Genomic DNA, 18,554 nt, shown 5'->3' with positions numbered 1-18,554 from the left:
CGTTCGGGCGCGGTCAGTGCAGCGCGCCCATCCGGCGCAGCATCGCGCTGTTGTCCAGGCTGGTCGCCCCGGTGATCGCCGCGAGGACCGCCTCGTAGGTGGCGCTGCTGGCGTCGAACGAGCCGTTGTTGCGCCCGTGCCGCAGCACCACGATCCGGTCGGACACGGCGCGGACGTCGTTCATGTTGTGGCTGATGAGGATGACCCCGTGGCCCAGGTCGCGCAGGCGCTCGATGTACGTGAGCACCTCGGCGGTCTGCGCGACGGACAGCGCAGCCGTGGGCTCGTCGAGGACGACGAGGCGCGGGGAGCCGATGAGCGTCCGGGCGATCGCGACCGCCTGGCGCTGCCCCGCCGAGAGCTCGGACAGCGGCGTCCGCACCGAGGGGATGCGCAGGGTGAGGTCCCGCAGGATCCCGCGGGCGATCTGCTCCATCTTCCCGTCGTCGAGCAGCGCCCCCTCGGTGAGCTCGCGCCCGAGGAAGATGTTTGCCGTCACGTCGAGGTTGCCAGCCAGCGCAAGGTCCTGGAACACGGTGGCGATGCCGAGCGCGTGCGCCGCGGACGGCGACGGGATTGTCACGGGCTCGCCGTCGAGCTCGATCAGCCCGGAGTCGGGCGTGAGCACGCCGGAGATCACCTTGGCCAGCGTCGACTTGCCCGCGCCGTTGTCCCCGACGAGCGCGACCACCTGGTGGGCGAACACATCGAGGTCGACGCCGACGAGCGCCTCGACCGCACCGAACCGCAGGCTGATCTGTCTGAGAGACAGCAGCGGCACCCGGGGGGATGCGCTCATGACCTCACCTGCTCCTCGTTGGGCCTGTACCAGCAGTGAAACCTCGCCAGGTTCACGCGTCAATTGTCGCCCTCCCGCTGGGTCGCCGAGCGCGCCTGCTCGTCGGACCGCTGGACGAAGTCTGTCGACCGCAGCACGAGCTCGAGCGCGCCGATGACCTCGGCGCGCTGACCCAGCTCGGCGGGCACGACCTCGAGCGGGGCGATCTGGTTGAGCAGCACCCGGTGACGGATCGCCTCACGCAGCGGGCCGAGCAGGAGCTCGCCGGTCTCCGCGAGCTCGCCGCCGACCACGATGCACTCCGGGTTGACGGCCATGGCCAGCCCGGAGACCACCTCGCCGATGGTCGAGCCGGCGTCGGCGATCACGCGCGCGCAGCCCGGGTCGCCGTCGATCGCGCGCTGGATGACGTCGCGCAGCGCGAGCGAGCCGTGGCTGGATCGCAGCGGCTCGAGCAGGGCGGCAGCGCCCACGACCGTGTCGAGGCACCCGCGGCTGCCGCACCGGCAGATATCACCCTGCGGGTCCACCTGCACGTGGCCGATCTCGCCGGCGGTCCCCGCAAAACCGCGGTGCACCTGGCCGCCGAGGACGATCCCCGCACCGGTGCCGTACGACGCCCGCACGTACACCGAGTCCCGGTAGATGCGGGACGCGCCGTGCACACTCTCGGCGAGTGCCCCGAGGTTCGCGTCGTTGTCGACGAACACCGGGCTCGCGAGGCGCTTGGACAGCACGTGGGCCACGTGGACCTCGTCCCAGCCGCGCATCATGCCGCGTACCGAGATCATGCCGGTCGCACTGTCGACGGGGGCGGGCAGGCCGACCCCGATGCCGACGACCTCGTCACCCGTCGAGCCCACGCGCTCGAGCAGGTCCGCGACGAGCAGCGCGGCGCGATCGAGGCTGGTGTCCACCCGGTGATCGTGGGGCAGCGGGAGGGTCTGCTCGGCGACGACCTCGCTGGTGACGTCGCCGAGCGCGACCCTCAGGTGTCGCTGGCCGATGATGATGCCGACCGCGAGACCCACCCGGTGGGCGATCGTGACCATCTGGGCACGTCGCCCGCTCCGGGTGGTGTTCCGCGTCTCGACGACGCCGGCCCCGAGCAGCTCCTTGACGATCGTCGAGACGGTCGCGGCCGACAGCCCGGTGGCACCGGCGAGCTCGACCTGCGTGAGCCCGCCGTGCCGGTGGACCGTGTCGACGATCAGCGCCCGGTTGGCCTCACGGAGCGACGACTGAGAGCCCGACATCGTCAGCCGCCCTCTCACGCCCGTGAGCGTAGTACCGAGCCGGTTGCTCGTGACCTTCAGCGCGCCGCGCCCGCGCGACGCTTGTTGTAGATGTCGAACGCGACGGCCAGCAGCAGGACGAGGCCCTTGACCATCTGCTGCACGGACTGGTCGATGCCCATGAGCTGCATGCCGTTGCTCATCACGGCCATGATCAGTCCACCGACCATCGCGCCGGTGATCCGGCCGACGCCGCCGGTGGTGGAGGCGCCACCGATGAAGCAGGCGGCGATCGCGTCGAGCTCGAACATGTTGCCCGCGCCCGGCTGGGCGCCGTTGGACCGGGACGAATAGACGACGCCGGCGATGGCGGCGAGCACGCCCATGTTCACGAAGATCCAGAAGTTGACCCGCTTGACCTTCACGCCGGACAGCTGCGCGGCGGAGAGGTTCCCGCCGATCGCGTAGACGTGCCGGCCGAACACGGTCTTCGTCGTGACGATCGTGTACGCGATGACGAGGAAGCCGAGGATGATCAGCACGATCGGCAGGCCGCGGCTGCGGGCGAGCTGGTACGCGAACGCCATGCTCACCAGGCCGACCAGGGCGATCTTGGTGACGAAGATCGGCATCGACTCGACGACCTGCTGGTACTTGATGCGGCCCTGACGGGTACGCACCTGGCTCACGGCATAACCCAGCACGGCGATCGCCGCGATGACGAGGGTGAAGACGTCGATGCCGTTGCCGCCGAGGAACCCGTTGAGGAACCCACCGGCGATGCGCTGGTACTCCGCCGGGAACGGGGAGAGCGAGACGTTGTCGAGCACGCGAAGCGTCATGCCACGGAACAGCAGCATGCCGGCCAGCGTCACGATGAACGCCGGCACGCCGACGTAGGCGACCCACATGCCCTGCCAGAACCCGACCAGGACGCCGACCACGAGACCGGCGACCACGCCCATCCACCAGGGGTGACCCTGCTTGATGACGACCACCGCGGAGACGGCGCCGGTGAGCGCGACCACCGACCCGACCGACAGGTCGATGTGACCGCCGATGATGACGATCATCATCCCGATGGCGAGGATGAGGATGTACGAGTACTGCAGCACGATGTTGGTCACGTTGCCCGGGGAGAGCAGCACGCCGTCCGTGAGGAACGTGAAGAGCCCCACGATGACGACGAACGCGACGACGATCCCACTCTGACGAAGGTTCCTCGTGAAGAGTTCCCTCAGGCCTGCAATGGCGGTCATCGGACCTGGTCCCTTTCCTTGGTCATGAGCTCCATCAGGTTCTCCTGAGTCGCCTGCTCGCGTGGCAGCACACCGGTGATCCGGCCGGCCGAGAGCGTGTAGATCCGGTTGCAGATGCCGAGGAGCTCGGGAAGCTCGGAGGAGATCACCAGCACGGCCTTGCCCTGCTCAGCGAGGCGGTTGATCAGCGTGTAGATCTCGTACTTCGCGCCGACGTCGATCCCGCGGGTCGGCTCGTCGAGGATCAGCACCTGGGGATCCGTGAAGAGCCACTTGCTCAGCACGACCTTCTGCTGGTTGCCGCCCGAGAGCTTGCCCGCCAGCGCCAGCACCGTGGGCGCCTTGATGTTCATGCTCTGGCGGTACTCCTCGGCGACCTTGATCTCCTCGTTCGCGTTCACGAACCCGCCGCGCGAGACCTGCGCGAGGTTCGCGGCGGAGATGTTGCTCCGGATGTCCTCGATCAGGTTGAGGCCGTACTTCTTGCGGTCCTCGGTGGCGTAGGCGATGCCGTGAGCGATGGCCTCGCTCACCGTGTTCGCCTTGATCTCCTTGCCGTGGAGGAAGAGCTTGCCGGTGATGTTGCTGCCGTAGGACCGGCCGAACACCGACATGGCGAGCTCCGTGCGACCCGCGCCCATCAGTCCGGCCAGCCCGACGATCTCGCCCGCGCGGACCGTGAGGTCGGCGCCGTCGACCATGACGCGGTCGGGGTCCGTCGGGTGGTGCACGGTCCAGTCCTCGATCCGCAGCACCTCCTCGCCGATGTGCGACTCGTGCGGGGGGAACCGGTGGCCGAGGTCACGGCCGACCATGCCGCGGATGATGCGCTCCTGCGTCACCTCGTCGGTGACCATGTTGAGCGTCTCGACGGTGCGGCCGTCGCGGATGATCGTGGTGGTGTCGGCGATCTCGGCGATCTCGTTGAGCTTGTGCGAGATCATGATCGACGTGATGCCCTGCGCCTTGAGCTGACGCAGGAGCCCGAGCAGGTGCTCGGAGTCGTTGTCGTTCAGCGCGGCGGTCGGCTCGTCGAGGATCAGCAGCTTGACCTCCTTGGAGAGCGCCTTCGCGATCTCCACGAGCTGCTGCTTCCCGACGCCCAGCTGGCCGATCGGGGTGACCGGCAGCTCGTCCAGGCCGACCCGGGCGAGCAGTGCTGCCGCCTCGGAGTTGGCGCGGTTCCAGTCGATGAGGCCGCGGCTCGACCGCTCGTTGCCGAGGAAGATGTTCTCCGCGACCGACAGGTAGGGGACGAGCGCGAGCTCCTGGTGGATGATCACGATCCCCTTGGCTTCGGAGTCGTTGATCGACCCGAACTGCACTTCCTCGCCATCGAAGAGGATCTTGCCCTCGTACGTGCCGTGCGGGTACACACCCGACAGCACCTTCATGAGGGTCGACTTGCCAGCGCCGTTCTCACCGCAGATGGCGTGGATCTCGCCACGCTCGACCGACATCGACACGTCCTGCAGTGCCTTGACGCCGGGAAAGGTCTTGGTGATGTCTTGCATCTCGAGAATGGGATTGGCCACGCGGCCACCGTCCTTCGTCGTACCGGGCTCCGTCGCCGGGCCCTCCGCTGTGGGGTTGACCCGGCCGACCGGCCGGCGAGCTCCGAGGGAGCCCGCCGGCCGGCGGCAGGTCAGGACGGGTCGATCAGGCCTGGCCGGAGGCCACCTGGTCGGCGGTCCAGTAGCCCGAGTCGATCAGGAGCTTCTGGATGTTGTCCTTGACGACGATGTCCGAGTCGAGGAGGTAGGACGGGACGACCTTGACGCCGTTGTTGTACGTCTTGGTGTCGTTCGCCTCGGGCTCGTTCCCCGCGAGGAAGGCCTGCGCCGACTTGATCGCCTGGTCGGCGAGCTTGCGCGTGTCCTTGAAGATCGTCGAGTACTGCACGTCGTCGTTGATCAGCTTGACCGAGGCGATCTCGGCGTCCTGACCGGTGACGATCGGCATGCCGCCGGAGATGGCGGGGCCGTAGCCGGCGTTCTGCAGCGCCGTGATGATGCCGCGCGACAGACCGTCGTACGGCGACAGGACGCCCTGGACCTTGGTGCCGTCCGAGTAGGTCGACGTCAGGAGGTCCTCCATGCGCTTCTGCGCGGTCTCCTGCAGCCAGCGGAGCGTGGCGACCTGCTCGATGTCGGTCTGGCCCGACTTCACGACGAGCGTGCCGTTGTCGATGTACTCCTTCAGGGTGTCCATCGCGCCCTGGTAGAAGAAGTGCGCGTTGTTGTCGTCCAGCGAGCCGGCGAACAGCTCGATGTTGAACGGACCCGCCGCGTCACCCTTCGAGCCGTCGGCCTTGAGGATGCCCAGGCCGGTGAGCAGCGAGGTCGCCTGCTGGACGCCGACCTTGTAGTTGTCGAACGTGACGTAGAAGTCGACGTTCTCGCTGTCGCGGATGAGGCGGTCGTACGCGATGACCGGGATCTTCGCGTCGGCTGCGGTCTGGAGCTGCGTCGCCAGGGCGGTGCCGTCGATCGAGGCGAGGATCAGCAGGTCGGCGCCCTTGGTGATCATCTGGTCGATCTGCTGCTGCTGGGTAGGGATGTCGTTGCCCGCGTACTGCAGGTCGACCTTGTAGCCGGCCTCCTCGAGGCCCGCCTTGACGGCGTTGCCGTCGGCGATCCACCGCTCGGACTCCTGCGTCGGCATGGCGACGCCGACCGTGAGGTCGGCCGGGTCCTTCGTGGCGCCACCGGAGGCGTCGTCGTCGCTGCCCGCGCCGCTGCCCGAGCACGCGGCCAGGCCGAGTGCGAGGACCGCACCTACCGCCGCGATCGTGATCCGTCGCATTGTTGTGCTCCTTCTCGTCGTTGAGGGCCCGGTGACTCGGGCCTGGGAGTGCTCGGGTTCGTCGTCCGGGCAGCGTCTGCGCTGACCGTCCGGTGTCCCGGCTGCGACCGACGGGAGTGCTTCCGTCGGCTGCAGCAGCCCTACCTTGTTTCATTCGTTTCTCGAAGTCAAACAACGATTGAGCGTACGAACGTCACGAACTCATCACGATGTGAGCACTGACCCGGCCGATTCGGGACAGATCTGCCGTCATTGGCTTCGTGACACGAAGTCAGGCCCGCGACGATGAGATGTCGAAGGGCCCGCGACCGAGGTCGCGGGCCCTTCTCCGAGCAGGCCTCAGCGGCGGCTCATCGCGTGCTCACGCCGTGCGCGAGTCCCACCACCCCCGGAACGACTGCCACCAGCCGCCGTCGTGGCCGTGGCCCGTCGACGCCTTCTCCACCAGCACGGCGACCGTGCGCGGCGGGACGGTGACCGTGCCGGTGGCCTTGTCCCACGCCGTGCCCTTGACGACCGCGTCGCTGCCCTTGGCCTGGACCGGCGACAGGGCCAGCTTGTGCCCGCTGAGCGAGGAGACCGTCTGGGTGGTCGCCTCGTCGGAGGCGTTGACCACCACGAGGACGCCGTCGAGCTCCTTGTCGACGTCCTTCGCCCACGTCTTGGTGGTCGAGTCCCAGCCCGGGGCGTCGTCGATCGTCATGACGACCACGCCCGGGTCGGCGTCCGGACCGGAGCCCGGGAACCCGACCTTCTGCTCGATCAGCTGGGCCGAGCCGAGCCGGAACAGCGGCGTCGAGAAGCGGAGCCGCAGCAGGTCGTCGGCCGCCTTGGACGCGGTCGCGATGTCGGCCGGCGTCGGCTTGAGGGCCGCGTCGGCCAGCAGCGGCCGCTGGTACGGCCACTTGGTCTCGTTGTCGGCCTTCGGCGGCAGACCGCGGCCGAAGCCGTTGTCCTGGCCGGACAGGTCGAGGCCGTTGAACCAGTCGCCCGAGTTGAAGCTGTTGCGGTCGAGCGACTTGCTGCGCAGCAGGTCGGCGCCCGCGTGCCAGAACGACGGGGTCTGGGCCAGGGCGGTCGTCGCCAGCGAGACGGTGTTCATGCGCACGCGGTCCGCCATCGGGGTGTCCGTCGGCAGCTTGTACGTGAGCGAGTCCCACAGGGTCTCGTTGTCGTGGGCGTCGACGTAGGTGATGACCTCCTCCGGGGAGTCGGCGTACCCGGCCGGCTGGCCGTTGTAGTCGATCTCCGACCCCTTCTGGACAGTCCCCGAGCTCGTCTCGAAGGCGAAGTCCCGCAGGTTGCCGGCCATGCCGAGCCGGACCAGGTCGGCGTCGTGCGCGGCCCGGGCCAGCTGTTGGGCCTCCGTGCCGTTGATCGGGTCCCCGTTCGCGTCGGTGCCGCCGCCGGAGCCGAAGCCCTGGACGCGCGGGTTCTCGTCGAACGGTCCCCCACCGCGCACGGCGTCGCGCAGCCGGTCGGAGAACGTGCCGATGCCCGTGCCGCCCAGCTGACCCTGCGTGGCCTGCGTGAACAGGGCGTTGTTCGCCACCTCGCCGAAGTTCCAGCCCTCGCCGTAGAGGTAGACCTTCGACCCGTCGACGCCGTCCTTCTTCGTGGTCAGCGCGTCGAGCGCCGAGCGGACCGCCGTCATGGTCTCCACCGAGTGGTGGCCCATGAGGTCGAACCGGAAGCCGTCGACCTTGTAGTCGCGAGCCCACGTCACCACCGAGTCGACCATCGCCTTCTGGGCCATCGCGTGCTCGGTCGCCACGTTCTGGCAGCACGTCGAGGTCTCGACGCCGCCGAGCTTGTTCAGCCGCTGGTAGTAGCCGGGCACCACGCGGTCGAGGATCGACTGCGGCGCCTGTCCGCTCGCGGTGGTGTGGTTGAACACCTGGTCGAGCACCACCTGCAGGCCGTCGGAGTGCAGAGCGCCKACCATCGTGCGGAACTCGGCGACGCGCGCGCCACCGTCGGGGTTCACGGCGTAGGAGCCCTCGGGCGCCGACCAGTGCAGCGGGTCGTAGCCCCAGTTGAAGCCGTCGGCGTCGGCCACGGCCGTCACACAGGCCTGCTGCTGCTCGGAGGCCGGGCCGAACGACGCGAGGTCGCAGGCCGGCGTCTTCTGCAGGGTCCGGTCCTCCTGGATCGACGCGATGTCGAACGTCGGGAGCAGGTGGATCGTCGTCAGCCCCGCCTTCTCCAGCTCCCGCAGGTGCGTGCGCCCCGCGCCGTTGGTCGCGAACGCGAGGTAGGTTCCCCGCTTCGCGGCGGGCACGGTCGCGTCATTGATCGAGAAGTCCCGCACGTGCAGCTCGTAGATCGTCTGGTCCACGGGCCGCACCACCGGCTGCTTCGTCTTCTCCCACTGCGACGGCCGGAAGGCCTTGTCGGCGAGGTCCACCAGGACCGATCGGGTCGAGTTGGTGGTCAGCGCCACCGAGTACGGGTCGGTGACCTGGTTGACCTCGACCTTGTCGGTGGTCGGCGCGTAGACCGTGACCTCCCAGAGGTACTGCGCACCGGCCCAGGACTTCTTCCCGGCGACCGTCCACGAGCCGTCGGACTGGCGCTCGGCCGTCACGCGCTGCTCGGTCGACGCGCCCCCGGGCCAGACGAGCAGGTTGACCGCCTGGGCCGTCGGGGCCCACACCGCCAGCGACGGGGCACCCTTGCTCCAGGTGGCCCCGAGCGCCCGCTTGCCGGCCCGCGCCGCGTACAGGTCGTCGAGCACGCCCGGGATCTGCACCCCGGTCGCGGCCTGGTAGGTGCCGTCCGCGGCCTGCTGGGTGACCAGCAGCGCGCCGCGCAGCAGCGCCGCGGCCTGCGCGTCGTCCCGGACGTGCAGAGCGATGTAGCCCTTGGCGAGCGCAGGGAACCGCTTCAGCTGCGCCGCCGTGAGGCCCGCCGGGTCGTAGGTCAGCGGCACCGTGACGCCGTCGTCGCCGACCAGGACGCCGTCGGTGACCGCGAGGCCGCCGGTCGGCGAGGCGTGCAGCGCGAACGTCGACCTGGTCGGGTCCGGAGCCCAGGCCGACGGCCACGCGATCGTGCCGCGGTCGATCCACTGCGCCTGGTCCTCCCCCGTGCCKGGCAGCGCCGGGTCACCGACGGTGAGGATGTGCGTCGCCAGCACGTAGGAGAAGGTCACGGGCTCGTCACCCGGGGCGGTGAACGAGATGTTCGCACCGCCGGGCGCACCACCGGCGCCGTAGTTCTCGTCCCAGCCGAGGTTGTGCGCCACCTTCACCTCGTACGTGCCCGCAGGCAGGTCGGCCGTGAACGTGTACGTGCCGTCACCGTCGAGGTCCTGCAGCCAGCTCTTCATGCAGCCCGGCTGCCAGTCCTCCGGGCAACCCAGCTCGCTGTTGTCCGAGCCCGGCACCGTGAGGATCGGGCCCTGCGCCGTCGACGAGAAGTAGTGCGTCACCGGGTCGTAGTAGAACGTCACCGGGCCCGCGGTCTTCACCGAGAACGCGACGTTCGCGCCGTTGTTCACGCCGCCCTTGCCGTAGTTCTCGTCCCAGCTGCCGTTGATGGCGACCTTGTACTCGTAGTCACCGACCGGCAGCGTGAGCGTGCCGGACCAGATGCCGTCCGGGCGCGCCGTCAGCTGGACCGCGTCGCAGGCCGGCTGCCAGTCCCCCGCGCAGCCCGCCTCGCTGTTGTGGCTGCCGGGCACGGAGACGGACGTCGGCGGGACGGGGCCTGTCTCGGGCACCACCCCGTCGATCGCGCCGCCGACGCCGGCGAAGGTCGACGCGGCCGACTTGTGGCCCGCGGCGTCCACCGTGACGGCGCGGTACTCCACGACGGCGCCGTCGGGCAGCCCCGTGACCTTGTGGAACACGCGGGGCGACGTCGTCTCCGACGTGCCGAGCGGCGTCCACGTCGTGCCGCCGAGCACCCGGTAGGCGAAGGACGTCTGGCTCCAGACGTCGTCGGCCACGTCGGCGCTGACCGGCACCAGCCCGGAGAGCCCGGCGCCCGCGGAGGGCACCGTGAGGCTGATGCTGCCGGCGGTCGCGGGGGCGCCCACCGTCGCCCCGGCCTTGAGCACGATCGCGCTCAGGGCGGGGATCGTCACCGAGACCTTGCCGTCCGCGGCGGCGGTCACGCTGGTCGACGTCCCGTACAGCGGGGCGAACGTGGCCCCCGGGGTGAGGGTGTCGATCGTGACCGTGGCCGGGGTGGCGCCGTTGTTCGTCGCGACCAGGTGCTCGATCTTCTCGGTCGCGTCGACCCGCGAGAACGCGTAGACGGCGCCGCTGGCGTACCGCTCGATCTGCGCACCGTCCTGCAGCGCGGGCGAGCTGCTGCGCAGGGCGGAGAGCCCGGCGATGTGCTCGTACAGTGCGGAGTCGGTGTCGTACCGGTCGACCGAGCCGGCGAGCGTGCCGTCGAGCAGGTTCTGGTTCGCGTACTCGGACACCTGCGTGGCGAACAGGGACTGCCGCGCGTTCTTGTCCGCGCCGTCGCCCGTGTTGCCGACGAAGCCCTGCTCGTCGCCGTAGTAGACGACCGGCTGGCCGCGCGTGAGGTACATGAGCGAGTGCGCGAGCTCCGAGCGCTGCTCCGGGCTGGCGGCGTTGTTGACGAAGTGCCCGATGCGGCCCATGTCGTGGTTGCCGAGGAACGTGGGCAGCGCCTGGGCGTTCGTCGTCGGCGTCGTGTACATGTCGTCGCCCGCGTACAGCGACTTCAGCGCCGCCGCCGAGGACGAGCCGTTGGAGTAGCCGCTCGCCGCCGCCTGGAACGTGAAGTCGAGGACCGCGTTCATGTCGCTGTCGCGCAGGTACGGGGAGAGCTTGGCCGGGTCAGCGTCGTACACCTCGCCGAACAGGAAGAAGTCCGGGTTGCCGACGGAGGTCGCGTGCGCCCGGACCGCCGTCGTGAACTTCTGCCAGAACTCGAAGTTGACGTGCTTGGCGGTGTCGATGCGGAAGCCGTCCACGCCGAGGTCGACCCACTGGTCGTAGACGTCCACGAAGCCGTTCACCACGGCCGGGTTCTCGGTCATGAGGTCGTCCAGGCCGGAGAAGTCGCCGTACGTCGTCGACTCTCCCGTGTAGGTCGAGTCACCGCGGTTGTGATAGAGCGTCGGGTCGTTCAGCCACGCCGGGACCTTGGCGTTCGCGTCGGCCGGGGCGATCACCGGGGTGTACGGGAAGCTCGTCGCCGGGTTCAACGCCGGGAAGGTGTCGGTGCCGGCGTACGTGGCCGGGTCGAAGGCCTTGCCGCTCGCGTCCTTGTACGGCTTCGTCTTCTGGTCGATGTACGTGTACTTGTTCTCGGCGTACGAGATCACGTCGGCGGTGTGGTTCGTGATGATGTCGAAGTAGACCTTGATGCCGCGCGCGTGGGCGTCGGCGATCAGGTCCTGCAGCTCCGCGTTCGTGCCCAGGTGCGGGTCGATCTGCGTGAAGTCCGTGATCCAGTACCCGTGGTACCCGGCGGAGGCGTCCGCGCCGGTGCCCTGGACGGGCTTGTTCTTGAACGAGGGGGTCAGCCAGATCGCCGTGGTGCCCAGGCCCTGGATGTAGTCGAGCTTGTCCTGCAGGCCCTTGAGGTCGCCGCCCTCGTAGAAGCCCTTGTCGGTCGGGTCGAAGCCCGTGGTGAGGCGGTCACCCGTGAGGCCACCGGTGTCGTTGGACGTGCCGCCGTCGGCGAACCGGTCCGTCATGACGAAGTAGAACTGCTGGTCGGCGCCGGGGTCGCGCACGGGGGTCGAGACGAGGGCGTCGTCGGCGGGGGTGTAGCCCCCGCCCAGGTTCACCGGCGTCACCGCGATGCGGTGCGTGGCGTCGTCGTAGGTGAACCGCAGGGTCGACGGTCCCGCGATGACGAGGGGGATGTTGTTCCCGTCCCCCGTCGTCCCGTTCTTGCCGTACGCCTCGGCCCAGCTGTCGTTGATCGCGACCTTGTACTCGAACGACCCCGCGGGGACGGAGAAGTCGGCGGAGTACACCCCGGGCGTCGCGGTCGCGGCCAGCTCGGTCGCCGCGCACGCGGGTTGCCAGTCGTCCGAGCAGCCGAGCTCGCTCTGCAGGCTGCCGACAAGGGCAACCGTGCGGTCGGCGGCGTGAGCCGGAGTCACGACGGCGGCGAGCCCGACGCCGGCGACCCCTAGGGCGGTCAGCGCGGCGAGGACGCGAGAGGGATGACGGACGGGGGCGTCGGCGGGCGACATGGCGACTCCTTCGTCTCCCCGCACGTCGATGTGCGGGGCAGGTGTCGCGACCGTATCGGCTTGCAGCAAGTTGCAGCAAGCGATCCGGACGAACTTGCAGCGATCGGATGGAACGGACGGACGTCCTGCCGACGTCGGCGGCCACGCGGCTAGGTCCCGCGCAGCTCCTCGAGGCGCGCCGCGACCGCCGGCTCGTCGCCGTCGATGTCCACCAGCTTGTCGCGGCTCGTCGCGCCCGACACCAGCGTGACGTGCCGCGGTCGGACCCCGAGGGCCGCGGCGAGCGCCTCCAGCGCCGCCTGCGTCGCGGCCCCGTCGACGGCCCGGGCGCTCACCGCCACGACGAGCCGGCCCGCGTGCACCCCGCCGACGACCGTGCGGGACGCCCCGGGCCGCACCCGGATCGCGACGCGCACCTCACCCTCGCCGGGTGCGCACGAACAGGACCACGCTGACGACCACCAGCGCGACCCCGACCAGAGCGAAGGGCCACGGGCTCCACTGCGTGACGCACGCGGTCCCGGTCCCGGTGCTGGTGCAGTAGGCCCCGGGTCCGTGCCGGTTCAGCCACGCGATGGTCAGCGGCAGCGCGCCGAGGCCGGCGATCATGCCGAGCTGGGCGGGCCGTAGCCCCTGCCGCACGACGAGCACGCCGGCGACCGCCAGCAACGCGAGAGCGACCACGAGCCCGGCCACCAGCACGGCGCCGAACCCGAAGCCGACGCCCGCGCCGAGCAGCACCCAGCCGAGGAACGCGCCGAGGCCGCTTCCCGGGCGTGGGACCGTGACCTCCTCGGCCCACACCGTCAGACGAGGCCCAGCGCCCGCACCGCGTCGCGCTCCTCGACCAGCTCCGCGACGGACGCGTCGATCCGCGCGCGGGAGAACTCGTCCACATCGAGGTCGGGCACGATCTGCCACTCGTCGCCGCTCGAGGTCACCGGGAACGACGAGATGAGCCCCGCCGGCACGCCGTACGAGCCGTCCGAGACGATGCCCGCCGACGTCCAGTCGCCCTCGGGCGTGCCGTGGACCCAGGAGTACACGTGGTCGATGGCCGCGTTGGCCGCGGACGCCGCCGACGACGCCCCCCGCGCCTCGATGATGGCCGCGCCGCGCTTGGCGACGGTCGGGATGAAGGTGTCGCGGACCCAGGTGTCGTCGCGGACGACCTCGAGCGCGGGCCGCCCGCCGACCGTGGCGTGCGACAGGTCGGGGTACTGGGTCGCGGAGTGGTTGCCCCAGATGGTCAGTCGCGCGATGTCGGCGACCGGCGCGCCCGTCTTGGACGCCAGCTGCGAGACCGCGCGGTTGTGGTCGAGCCGGGTCATCGCGGTGAAGCGGTGTGCCGGCACGTCGGGCGCGTGGGACGACGCGATGAACGCGTTCGTGTTGGCCGGGTTGCCGACGACGAGGACCCGGACGTCCTCGGCCGCACCCGCGTTGATGGCCTCGCCCTGCGGCTTGAAGATGCCGCCGTTGGCCGCCAGCAGGTCGCCTCGCTCCATGCCGGCCGTGCGGGGGCGGGCGCCGACGAGCAGGGCCACGTTGACGCCGTCGAAGGCCGCGGTGGCATCGTCGTAGATCTCGACGCTGTCCAGCGTGGTGAACGCGCAGTCGTCCAGCTCCATGGCCGTGCCCTCGGCCGCCTTGACGGCCTGCGGGATCTCGAGCAGTCGCAGCCGGACGGGGGTGTCGGGGCCGAGCAGCTGGCCGGACGCGATCCGGAAGAGCAGCGCGTAGCCGATCTGCCCGGCGGCTCCGGTGACGGTCACGGTGACGGGCGAGCTGGCCACGGAACAGGCTCCTTCGATCGGCGACGACGGCGCCCTCACGCTACCCCGCAGACGACCGACGGCGCCCACCCCGGTGCGGGGTGGACGCCGTCGGTCCGAGCGCGCTCAGGCGAGCTTGGCCGCGAGGTTCGCGTCGAGGGTCGCGAGGAACTCCTCGGTCGTCTGCCAGGCCTGGTCGGGTCCGACGAGGGCCGCGAGGTCCTTCGTCATGGCGCCGGACTCGACCGTCTCGATGACGACCTGCTCGAGCGTCTCCGCGAACTGCGTGACCTCGGGGGTGTTGTCCAGCTTGCCGCGGTGCTTCAGGCCACCGGTCCAGGCGTAGATCGACGCGATCGGGTTGGTCGACGTCGGCTTGCCGGCCTGGTGCTGGCGGTAGTGCCGCGTGACCGTGCCGTGCGCCGCCTCGGCCTCGACGGTCTTGCCGTCGGGCGTCATGAGCACGGACGTCATGAGACCCAGCGAGCCGAAGCCCTGGGCCACGGTGTCGGACTGCACGTCGCCGTCGTAGTTCTTGCAGGCCCAGACGTAGCCGCCCTCCCACTTCATGGCCGCGGCGACCATGTCGTCGATGAGGCGGTGCTCGTAGGTGAGGCCGGCCTCGGCGAACTGCGCGGCGTACTCGGCGTCGAACACCTCCTGGAAGATGTCCTTGAACGCGCCGTCGTAGGCCTTGAGGATCGTGTTCTTCGTCGACAGGTACACCGGGTAGCCGCGCTGCAGGCCGTAGGCGAACGAGGCGCGCGCGAAGTCACGGATCGAGTCGTTGAAGTTGTACATGCCCATGGCGACACCGCCGCCGTCGGGGTAGGTGACGACCTGCTGCTGGATCGGCTCGGAGCCGTCCGCGGGCGTGTAGGTGAGGGTCAGCGTGCCGGCGCCGGGGACCTTGAAGTTGGTCGCGCGGTACTGGTCGCCGAACGCGTGACGGCCGATGATGATCGGCTTGTTCCAGCCCGGCACCAGGCGCGGGATGTTGGAGATGATGATCGGCTCGCGGAAGACGACGCCGCCGAGGATGTTGCGGATCGTCCCGTTGGGCGAGACCCACATCTTCTTCAGGCCGAACTCCTCGACGCGGGCCTCGTCGGGTGTGATCGTCGCGCACTTGACGCCGACCCCGTGCTCCTTGATGGCGTTCGCGGCGTCGATGGTGACCTGGTCGTCGGTCGCGTCGCGGTGCTGGATCGACAGGTCGTAGTAGCGCAGGTCGATGTCGAGGTACGGGTGGATCAGGCGGTCCTTGATGAACTGCCAGATGATGCGCGTCATCTCGTCGCCGTCGAGCTCGACGACCGGGCCGACAACCTTGATCTTCGCCATGCGGGGATCTCCTGTGCTGGGGACGGGTGGGGGCACGGCACGTTGCTGCGTCTGCCGGCGCGGGTCCGCGGACAAGATTACTCGACGTCGAGAGATCTTGGTGAGCGAGCCGAGCGGTCCGCCCCGCGCCGTATGCCGTGACCGATGGCACCGGGACTGGCATGCTGGCCCCACCAGGGGGCAAGGCGCCGACTCACACGTCGTCACGACCGCACAGCCGGACGTGGCAGGCTCCGCGCGCACCCGCCCTTTCACCCGACGGTTACTCACGACAGGATCGACATGTCACAGGACAACCCCGACAAGGCCGCCGGCTCCCCGGAGCCCGACGAGACCACGGTCGCCGGATCGCCCGCACCCGAGGAGGCGACGGCCGCGGCCGCCGCCGACGCACCCGCCGCTCCGGTCGTCGAGCCGGTCGCCGCGCCCGTCAGCGAGCCGGTCGCCGAGCCCCAGGAGGACGAGGACGTCGTCGTCGAGGAGGTCGACGCCTACGTCGTGCCCGCCGGCACGGTCGTCGTCACCGGCCCGAGCCTGGTCGCCCGCCTGGGCGCCGAGGCGTTCGGCACGTTCGCGCTCGTCTTCGTGGGCGTCGGCATCGCGCTGTACTCGAGCTTCAGCGGCGTGGGCGGCACGCTGGCCGTCGCGCTCGGCTTCGGCCTCGCGGTGCTCGCGGGCATCATCGCCGTCGGCCACATCTCGGGCGGCCACTTCAACCCCGCCGTGACGCTCGGCGCCGCCATCGGTGGCCGGACGTCCTGGAAGGACGTCCTGCCCTACTGGCTCGCCCAGCTGGTCGGCGGCATCCTCGCCGCGGCGATCCTGTTCATCACGATCCCCTCGAAGCTGCCGGCCCTGCTCGACACCAGCGGCAGCGCCACGACCAAGTCGTTCTTCTCGGGCGTCTCCAACGGGTACGCCGCGCACTCCCCCCTGGCCAAGCTCTCGACCGGCCAGGTCGAGTTCTCGCTGGTCATCGCCCTGCTGGTCGAGATCGTCGTGACCGCCGTGTTCGTCGGCGTCATCCTCGGCGCCACGGACCGCCGCTCGGCCAACAAGCAGGCGCCGTTCGCCATCGGCCTGGCGCTCGCCGTGCTGATCCTCGTCGCCCTGCCGGTGACCAACGCGTCGCTCAACCCGGCCCGCTCGACCGCGACGGCGATCTTCTCCGACAGCTGGGCGCTCAGCCAGCTGTGGCTGTTCTGGGTGGCCCCGCTGGTCGGTGCCGCGCTGGCCGGCCTGGTCTACCGCGCCTTCGCCGCCGAGCCGGCCGAGGACAACCTGCTCGAGGAGGACGACGCGTACGTCACGACGGACGACGTCCTCGTGGTGACGGAGCGCTGACCCGCTCCTCCTGAACGACGAAGGCCCGGGCCCGCGGCGACGCGGTCCCGGGCCTTCGTGCGTCCGGTCAGCTCGGCAGGATCTGCGCGAGGAACGCCAGGCCGACGCCGAGCACGCAGAGCACCGCGACGTCGATCGACTTGGCCCGCACCGCGAGGGCTGCCGGACCCGGCGACGGCAGCACCGCGCGCACGACGGCGCACACGAGGGCGACAGCCGCGAGCACGAACGCCCCGGCGCGGGTGCCGACGGCGAGGGCGACGACCGTCGCGACGACGATCCCCGAGCTGGTCCACCACAGCGACACGTTGCGGCCGGCGTCGAGCGACGCGCGGGCGATGGCGCGGGGATCCAGCGGCGCCTGCTCGACCGGGATCGAGCCGGTGCGGACGGGTTGGGGCTCGGGGCCGACCTCGGCGGCGACGGGCTCGACGGCGGGCTTCGGGTGCGCGGGATCCGCACGGCGCACCCCGGCTCCCCCGCTCATCTGCTCCTCACCCATCTCCGACCAAGCCTCCCGACGGGAGACTACCGTTGCGTGGTGAGCGACCGGACCGACGACGAGCCGCTGGATCCGTCACACCTGCGGGAGATCGTGGTGGCCGGCGCGGGCCTCGCGGCCACACAGACGGTGGCGGCCCTGCGCGAGCGGGGTTTCGACGGACGCGTCGTGGTCCTCGGAGCCGAACCGATCGCCCCCTACGACCGGCCGCCGCTCTCCAAGCACCTGCTCGACCGTCCCGAGCCCACGTGGCTGACGGACGAGATCGGCGTGGACCTGCTCGCCCTGGCCGACGACGTGCACCTGGGTACGCCTGCGCGCGGGCTCTCGCTGGTCGACGGTCGGCCGGAGGTTCTCACGACCGACGGCTCGTTCGTCGCCGACGCCCTCGTGGTGGCCACCGGGGCGCACGCCGTCCGACCGCCCGGCTGGGAGGCCGCACTCACCCTGCACACGGCGGCCGACGCGCAGCGGCTGCGCGAGGCGCTCGTGGCGGGTGCCCGGCTCGTGGTGATCGGCGCGGGCTGGATCGGCGCCGAGGTGGCCGGTGTCGCGGCGGCCGCGGGCGTCGAGGTGGTGGTCCTCGAGGCCACCGGCGCCCCCCTCGCCGGCGCGCTCGGCGCGGCGGTCGGCGAGCTCACGGCCGGCTGGTACGCCGCTGCCGGCGTGCGGCTGCTCACGGGTGAGCACGTCGTCGAGGTGGGGACCAACGGCGTCCTGCTGGCGGACGGCAAGATGGTCCCCGCCGACGTCGTCCTGGCCGCGGTGGGCGCCCGCCCGACCACGGACTGGCTGGCCGGGGCGCTCCCGCGCGAGGCCGACGGGTCGCTGCGGGTGGACGAGCACCACGCCGTGATCGGCGTACCTCGCTCCGTGCGGGCGGTCGGCGACGTCGCCCTGCGCCGGTCCCCCCGGCACGGCTGGGTCCCCGGCGGGCACTGGGACGGCGCCCTGCGGGCACCCGCCGGGCTCGTCGCGGACCTGCTCGGCACGCCGCGGGAGGCCGTGGACGTCGCGCCCTACGTCTTCTCCACCCAGCTCGGGCACGAGCTCGCGCTCTTCGGGCAGCCGCACACCGACGACGAGGTGGTCCTGCGCGGCGACCCCGCGGGCGACGGCTGGGCCGCCCTGTGGTTCCGGCACGGGTCCGACGAGGTCGCCGCGATCCTCACCGTGGACCGACCGCGCGACGTGGGCGCCGCGCGCCGGCTGTTCACCGGCGCGCGGCTGCCACGGCTCGACCGCACGGTCACGCGCGACCCCGGGCGACCGCTGCGCGAGGCCGTCGTCGCCTGACC

At 70.7% G+C, this 18,554-nt stretch carries 13 protein-coding genes; 2 read left to right on the top strand and 11 right to left on the bottom strand.

All coding sequences use genetic code 11. From position 1 onward, the window contains the following. Positions 1-13 precede the first annotated feature (13 nt). From AC1DYZ_RS04165 to AC1DYZ_RS04120, 10 genes are all read right to left on the bottom strand, one after another. Positions 14-799 (bottom strand): ATP-binding cassette domain-containing protein, encoded by a 786-nt coding sequence (locus AC1DYZ_RS04165; protein ID WP_477063949.1) that lies wholly within the window; start codon positions 797-799, stop codon positions 14-16. Positions 800-858: 59 nt separating this feature from the next. Continuing rightward, on the bottom strand, positions 859-2,055 hold the full coding sequence (locus tag AC1DYZ_RS04160; protein ID WP_477064048.1) for an ROK family transcriptional regulator: 1,197 nt from the start codon (positions 2,053-2,055) through the stop codon (positions 859-861). Positions 2,056-2,111: 56 nt separating this feature from the next. Next, positions 2,112-3,293 (bottom strand): multiple monosaccharide ABC transporter permease, encoded by a 1,182-nt coding sequence (mmsB, locus tag AC1DYZ_RS04155; protein WP_456824850.1) that lies wholly within the window; start codon positions 3,291-3,293, stop codon positions 2,112-2,114. Beyond that, a complete protein-coding gene (mmsA, locus tag AC1DYZ_RS04150; RefSeq protein ID WP_456824923.1) occupies positions 3,290-4,807 on the bottom strand; it encodes a multiple monosaccharide ABC transporter ATP-binding protein in 1,518 nt (505 codons plus the stop codon). The genes mmsB and mmsA overlap by 4 nt, the downstream gene beginning before the upstream one ends. A gap of 145 nt (positions 4,808-4,952) precedes the next feature. Further along, positions 4,953-6,098 carry a multiple monosaccharide ABC transporter substrate-binding protein gene (chvE, locus tag AC1DYZ_RS04145; protein WP_477063948.1) on the bottom strand — a complete coding sequence of 382 codons (1,146 nt, stop codon included), beginning with the start codon at positions 6,096-6,098 and terminating at the stop codon, positions 4,953-4,955. Between the two features lie 361 nt (positions 6,099-6,459). Further along, positions 6,460-12,291, bottom strand: a complete 5,832-nt coding sequence (gene pulA / locus AC1DYZ_RS04140; RefSeq protein ID WP_477063947.1) for a pullulanase-type alpha-1,6-glucosidase — start codon at positions 12,289-12,291, stop codon at positions 6,460-6,462. A 149-nt stretch (positions 12,292-12,440) separates the two neighbouring features. Next, positions 12,441-12,707 (bottom strand): DUF167 domain-containing protein, encoded by a 267-nt coding sequence (locus AC1DYZ_RS04135; RefSeq protein ID WP_477063946.1) that lies wholly within the window; start codon positions 12,705-12,707, stop codon positions 12,441-12,443. 1 nt (position 12,708) lies between these two features. Then, entirely contained in the window at positions 12,709-13,095 is a 387-nt protein-coding gene (locus AC1DYZ_RS04130; RefSeq protein ID WP_477063945.1) for a hypothetical protein, read from the bottom strand. 2 nt (positions 13,096-13,097) lie between these two features. After that, positions 13,098-14,087, bottom strand: coding sequence for a malate dehydrogenase (locus tag AC1DYZ_RS04125; protein WP_477063944.1), 990 nt, complete (start codon positions 14,085-14,087; stop codon positions 13,098-13,100). Between the two features lie 105 nt (positions 14,088-14,192). After that, positions 14,193-15,410, bottom strand: a complete 1,218-nt coding sequence (locus AC1DYZ_RS04120) for an NADP-dependent isocitrate dehydrogenase (protein ID WP_477063943.1) — start codon at positions 15,408-15,410, stop codon at positions 14,193-14,195. Positions 15,411-15,692: 282 nt separating this feature from the next. Between AC1DYZ_RS04120 and AC1DYZ_RS04115 the strand changes: the two genes are divergently transcribed. Further along, a complete protein-coding gene (locus tag AC1DYZ_RS04115; RefSeq protein ID WP_477063942.1) occupies positions 15,693-16,754 on the top strand; it encodes an MIP family channel protein in 1,062 nt (353 codons plus the stop codon). Positions 16,755-16,821: 67 nt separating this feature from the next. On the opposite strand, the gene AC1DYZ_RS04110 is transcribed toward AC1DYZ_RS04115, so the two are convergent. Further along, positions 16,822-17,256, bottom strand: coding sequence for a DUF3017 domain-containing protein (locus AC1DYZ_RS04110; protein ID WP_477063941.1), 435 nt, complete (start codon positions 17,254-17,256; stop codon positions 16,822-16,824). Between the two features lie 39 nt (positions 17,257-17,295). On the opposite strand from AC1DYZ_RS04110, the gene AC1DYZ_RS04105 reads away from it, so the two are divergent. Further along, entirely contained in the window at positions 17,296-18,552 is a 1,257-nt protein-coding gene (locus AC1DYZ_RS04105; protein WP_477063940.1) for an NAD(P)/FAD-dependent oxidoreductase, read from the top strand. The last annotated feature ends 2 nt before the right edge of the window (positions 18,553-18,554 follow it).

It is taken from the genome of Cellulomonas sp. P1_C4, from assembly GCF_056406355.1.
Note: the sequence above shows the minus strand (reverse complement) of the source record. Positions and strands in the feature narration are given on the sequence as shown.

Bases quoted from the DNA above. Each gene is read 5' to 3' on its own strand.
- AC1DYZ_RS04165 (WP_477063949.1), bottom strand. From the start codon at position 799: ATGAGCGCATCCCCCCGGGTGCCGCTGCTGTCTCTCAGACAGATCAGC.
- AC1DYZ_RS04160 (WP_477064048.1), bottom strand. From the start codon at position 2,055: ATGTCGGGCTCTCAGTCGTCGCTCCGTGAGGCCAACCGGGCGCTGATC.
- mmsB (WP_456824850.1), bottom strand. From the start codon at position 3,293: ATGACCGCCATTGCAGGCCTGAGGGAACTCTTCACGAGGAACCTTCGT.
- mmsA (WP_456824923.1), bottom strand. From the start codon at position 4,807: ATGCAAGACATCACCAAGACCTTTCCCGGCGTCAAGGCACTGCAGGAC.
- chvE (WP_477063948.1), bottom strand. From the start codon at position 6,098: ATGCGACGGATCACGATCGCGGCGGTAGGTGCGGTCCTCGCACTCGGC.
- AC1DYZ_RS04120 (WP_477063943.1), bottom strand. From the start codon at position 15,410: ATGGCGAAGATCAAGGTTGTCGGCCCGGTCGTCGAGCTCGACGGCGAC.
- AC1DYZ_RS04115 (WP_477063942.1), top strand. From the start codon at position 15,693: ATGTCACAGGACAACCCCGACAAGGCCGCCGGCTCCCCGGAGCCCGAC.
- AC1DYZ_RS04110 (WP_477063941.1), bottom strand. From the start codon at position 17,256: ATGGGTGAGGAGCAGATGAGCGGGGGAGCCGGGGTGCGCCGTGCGGAT.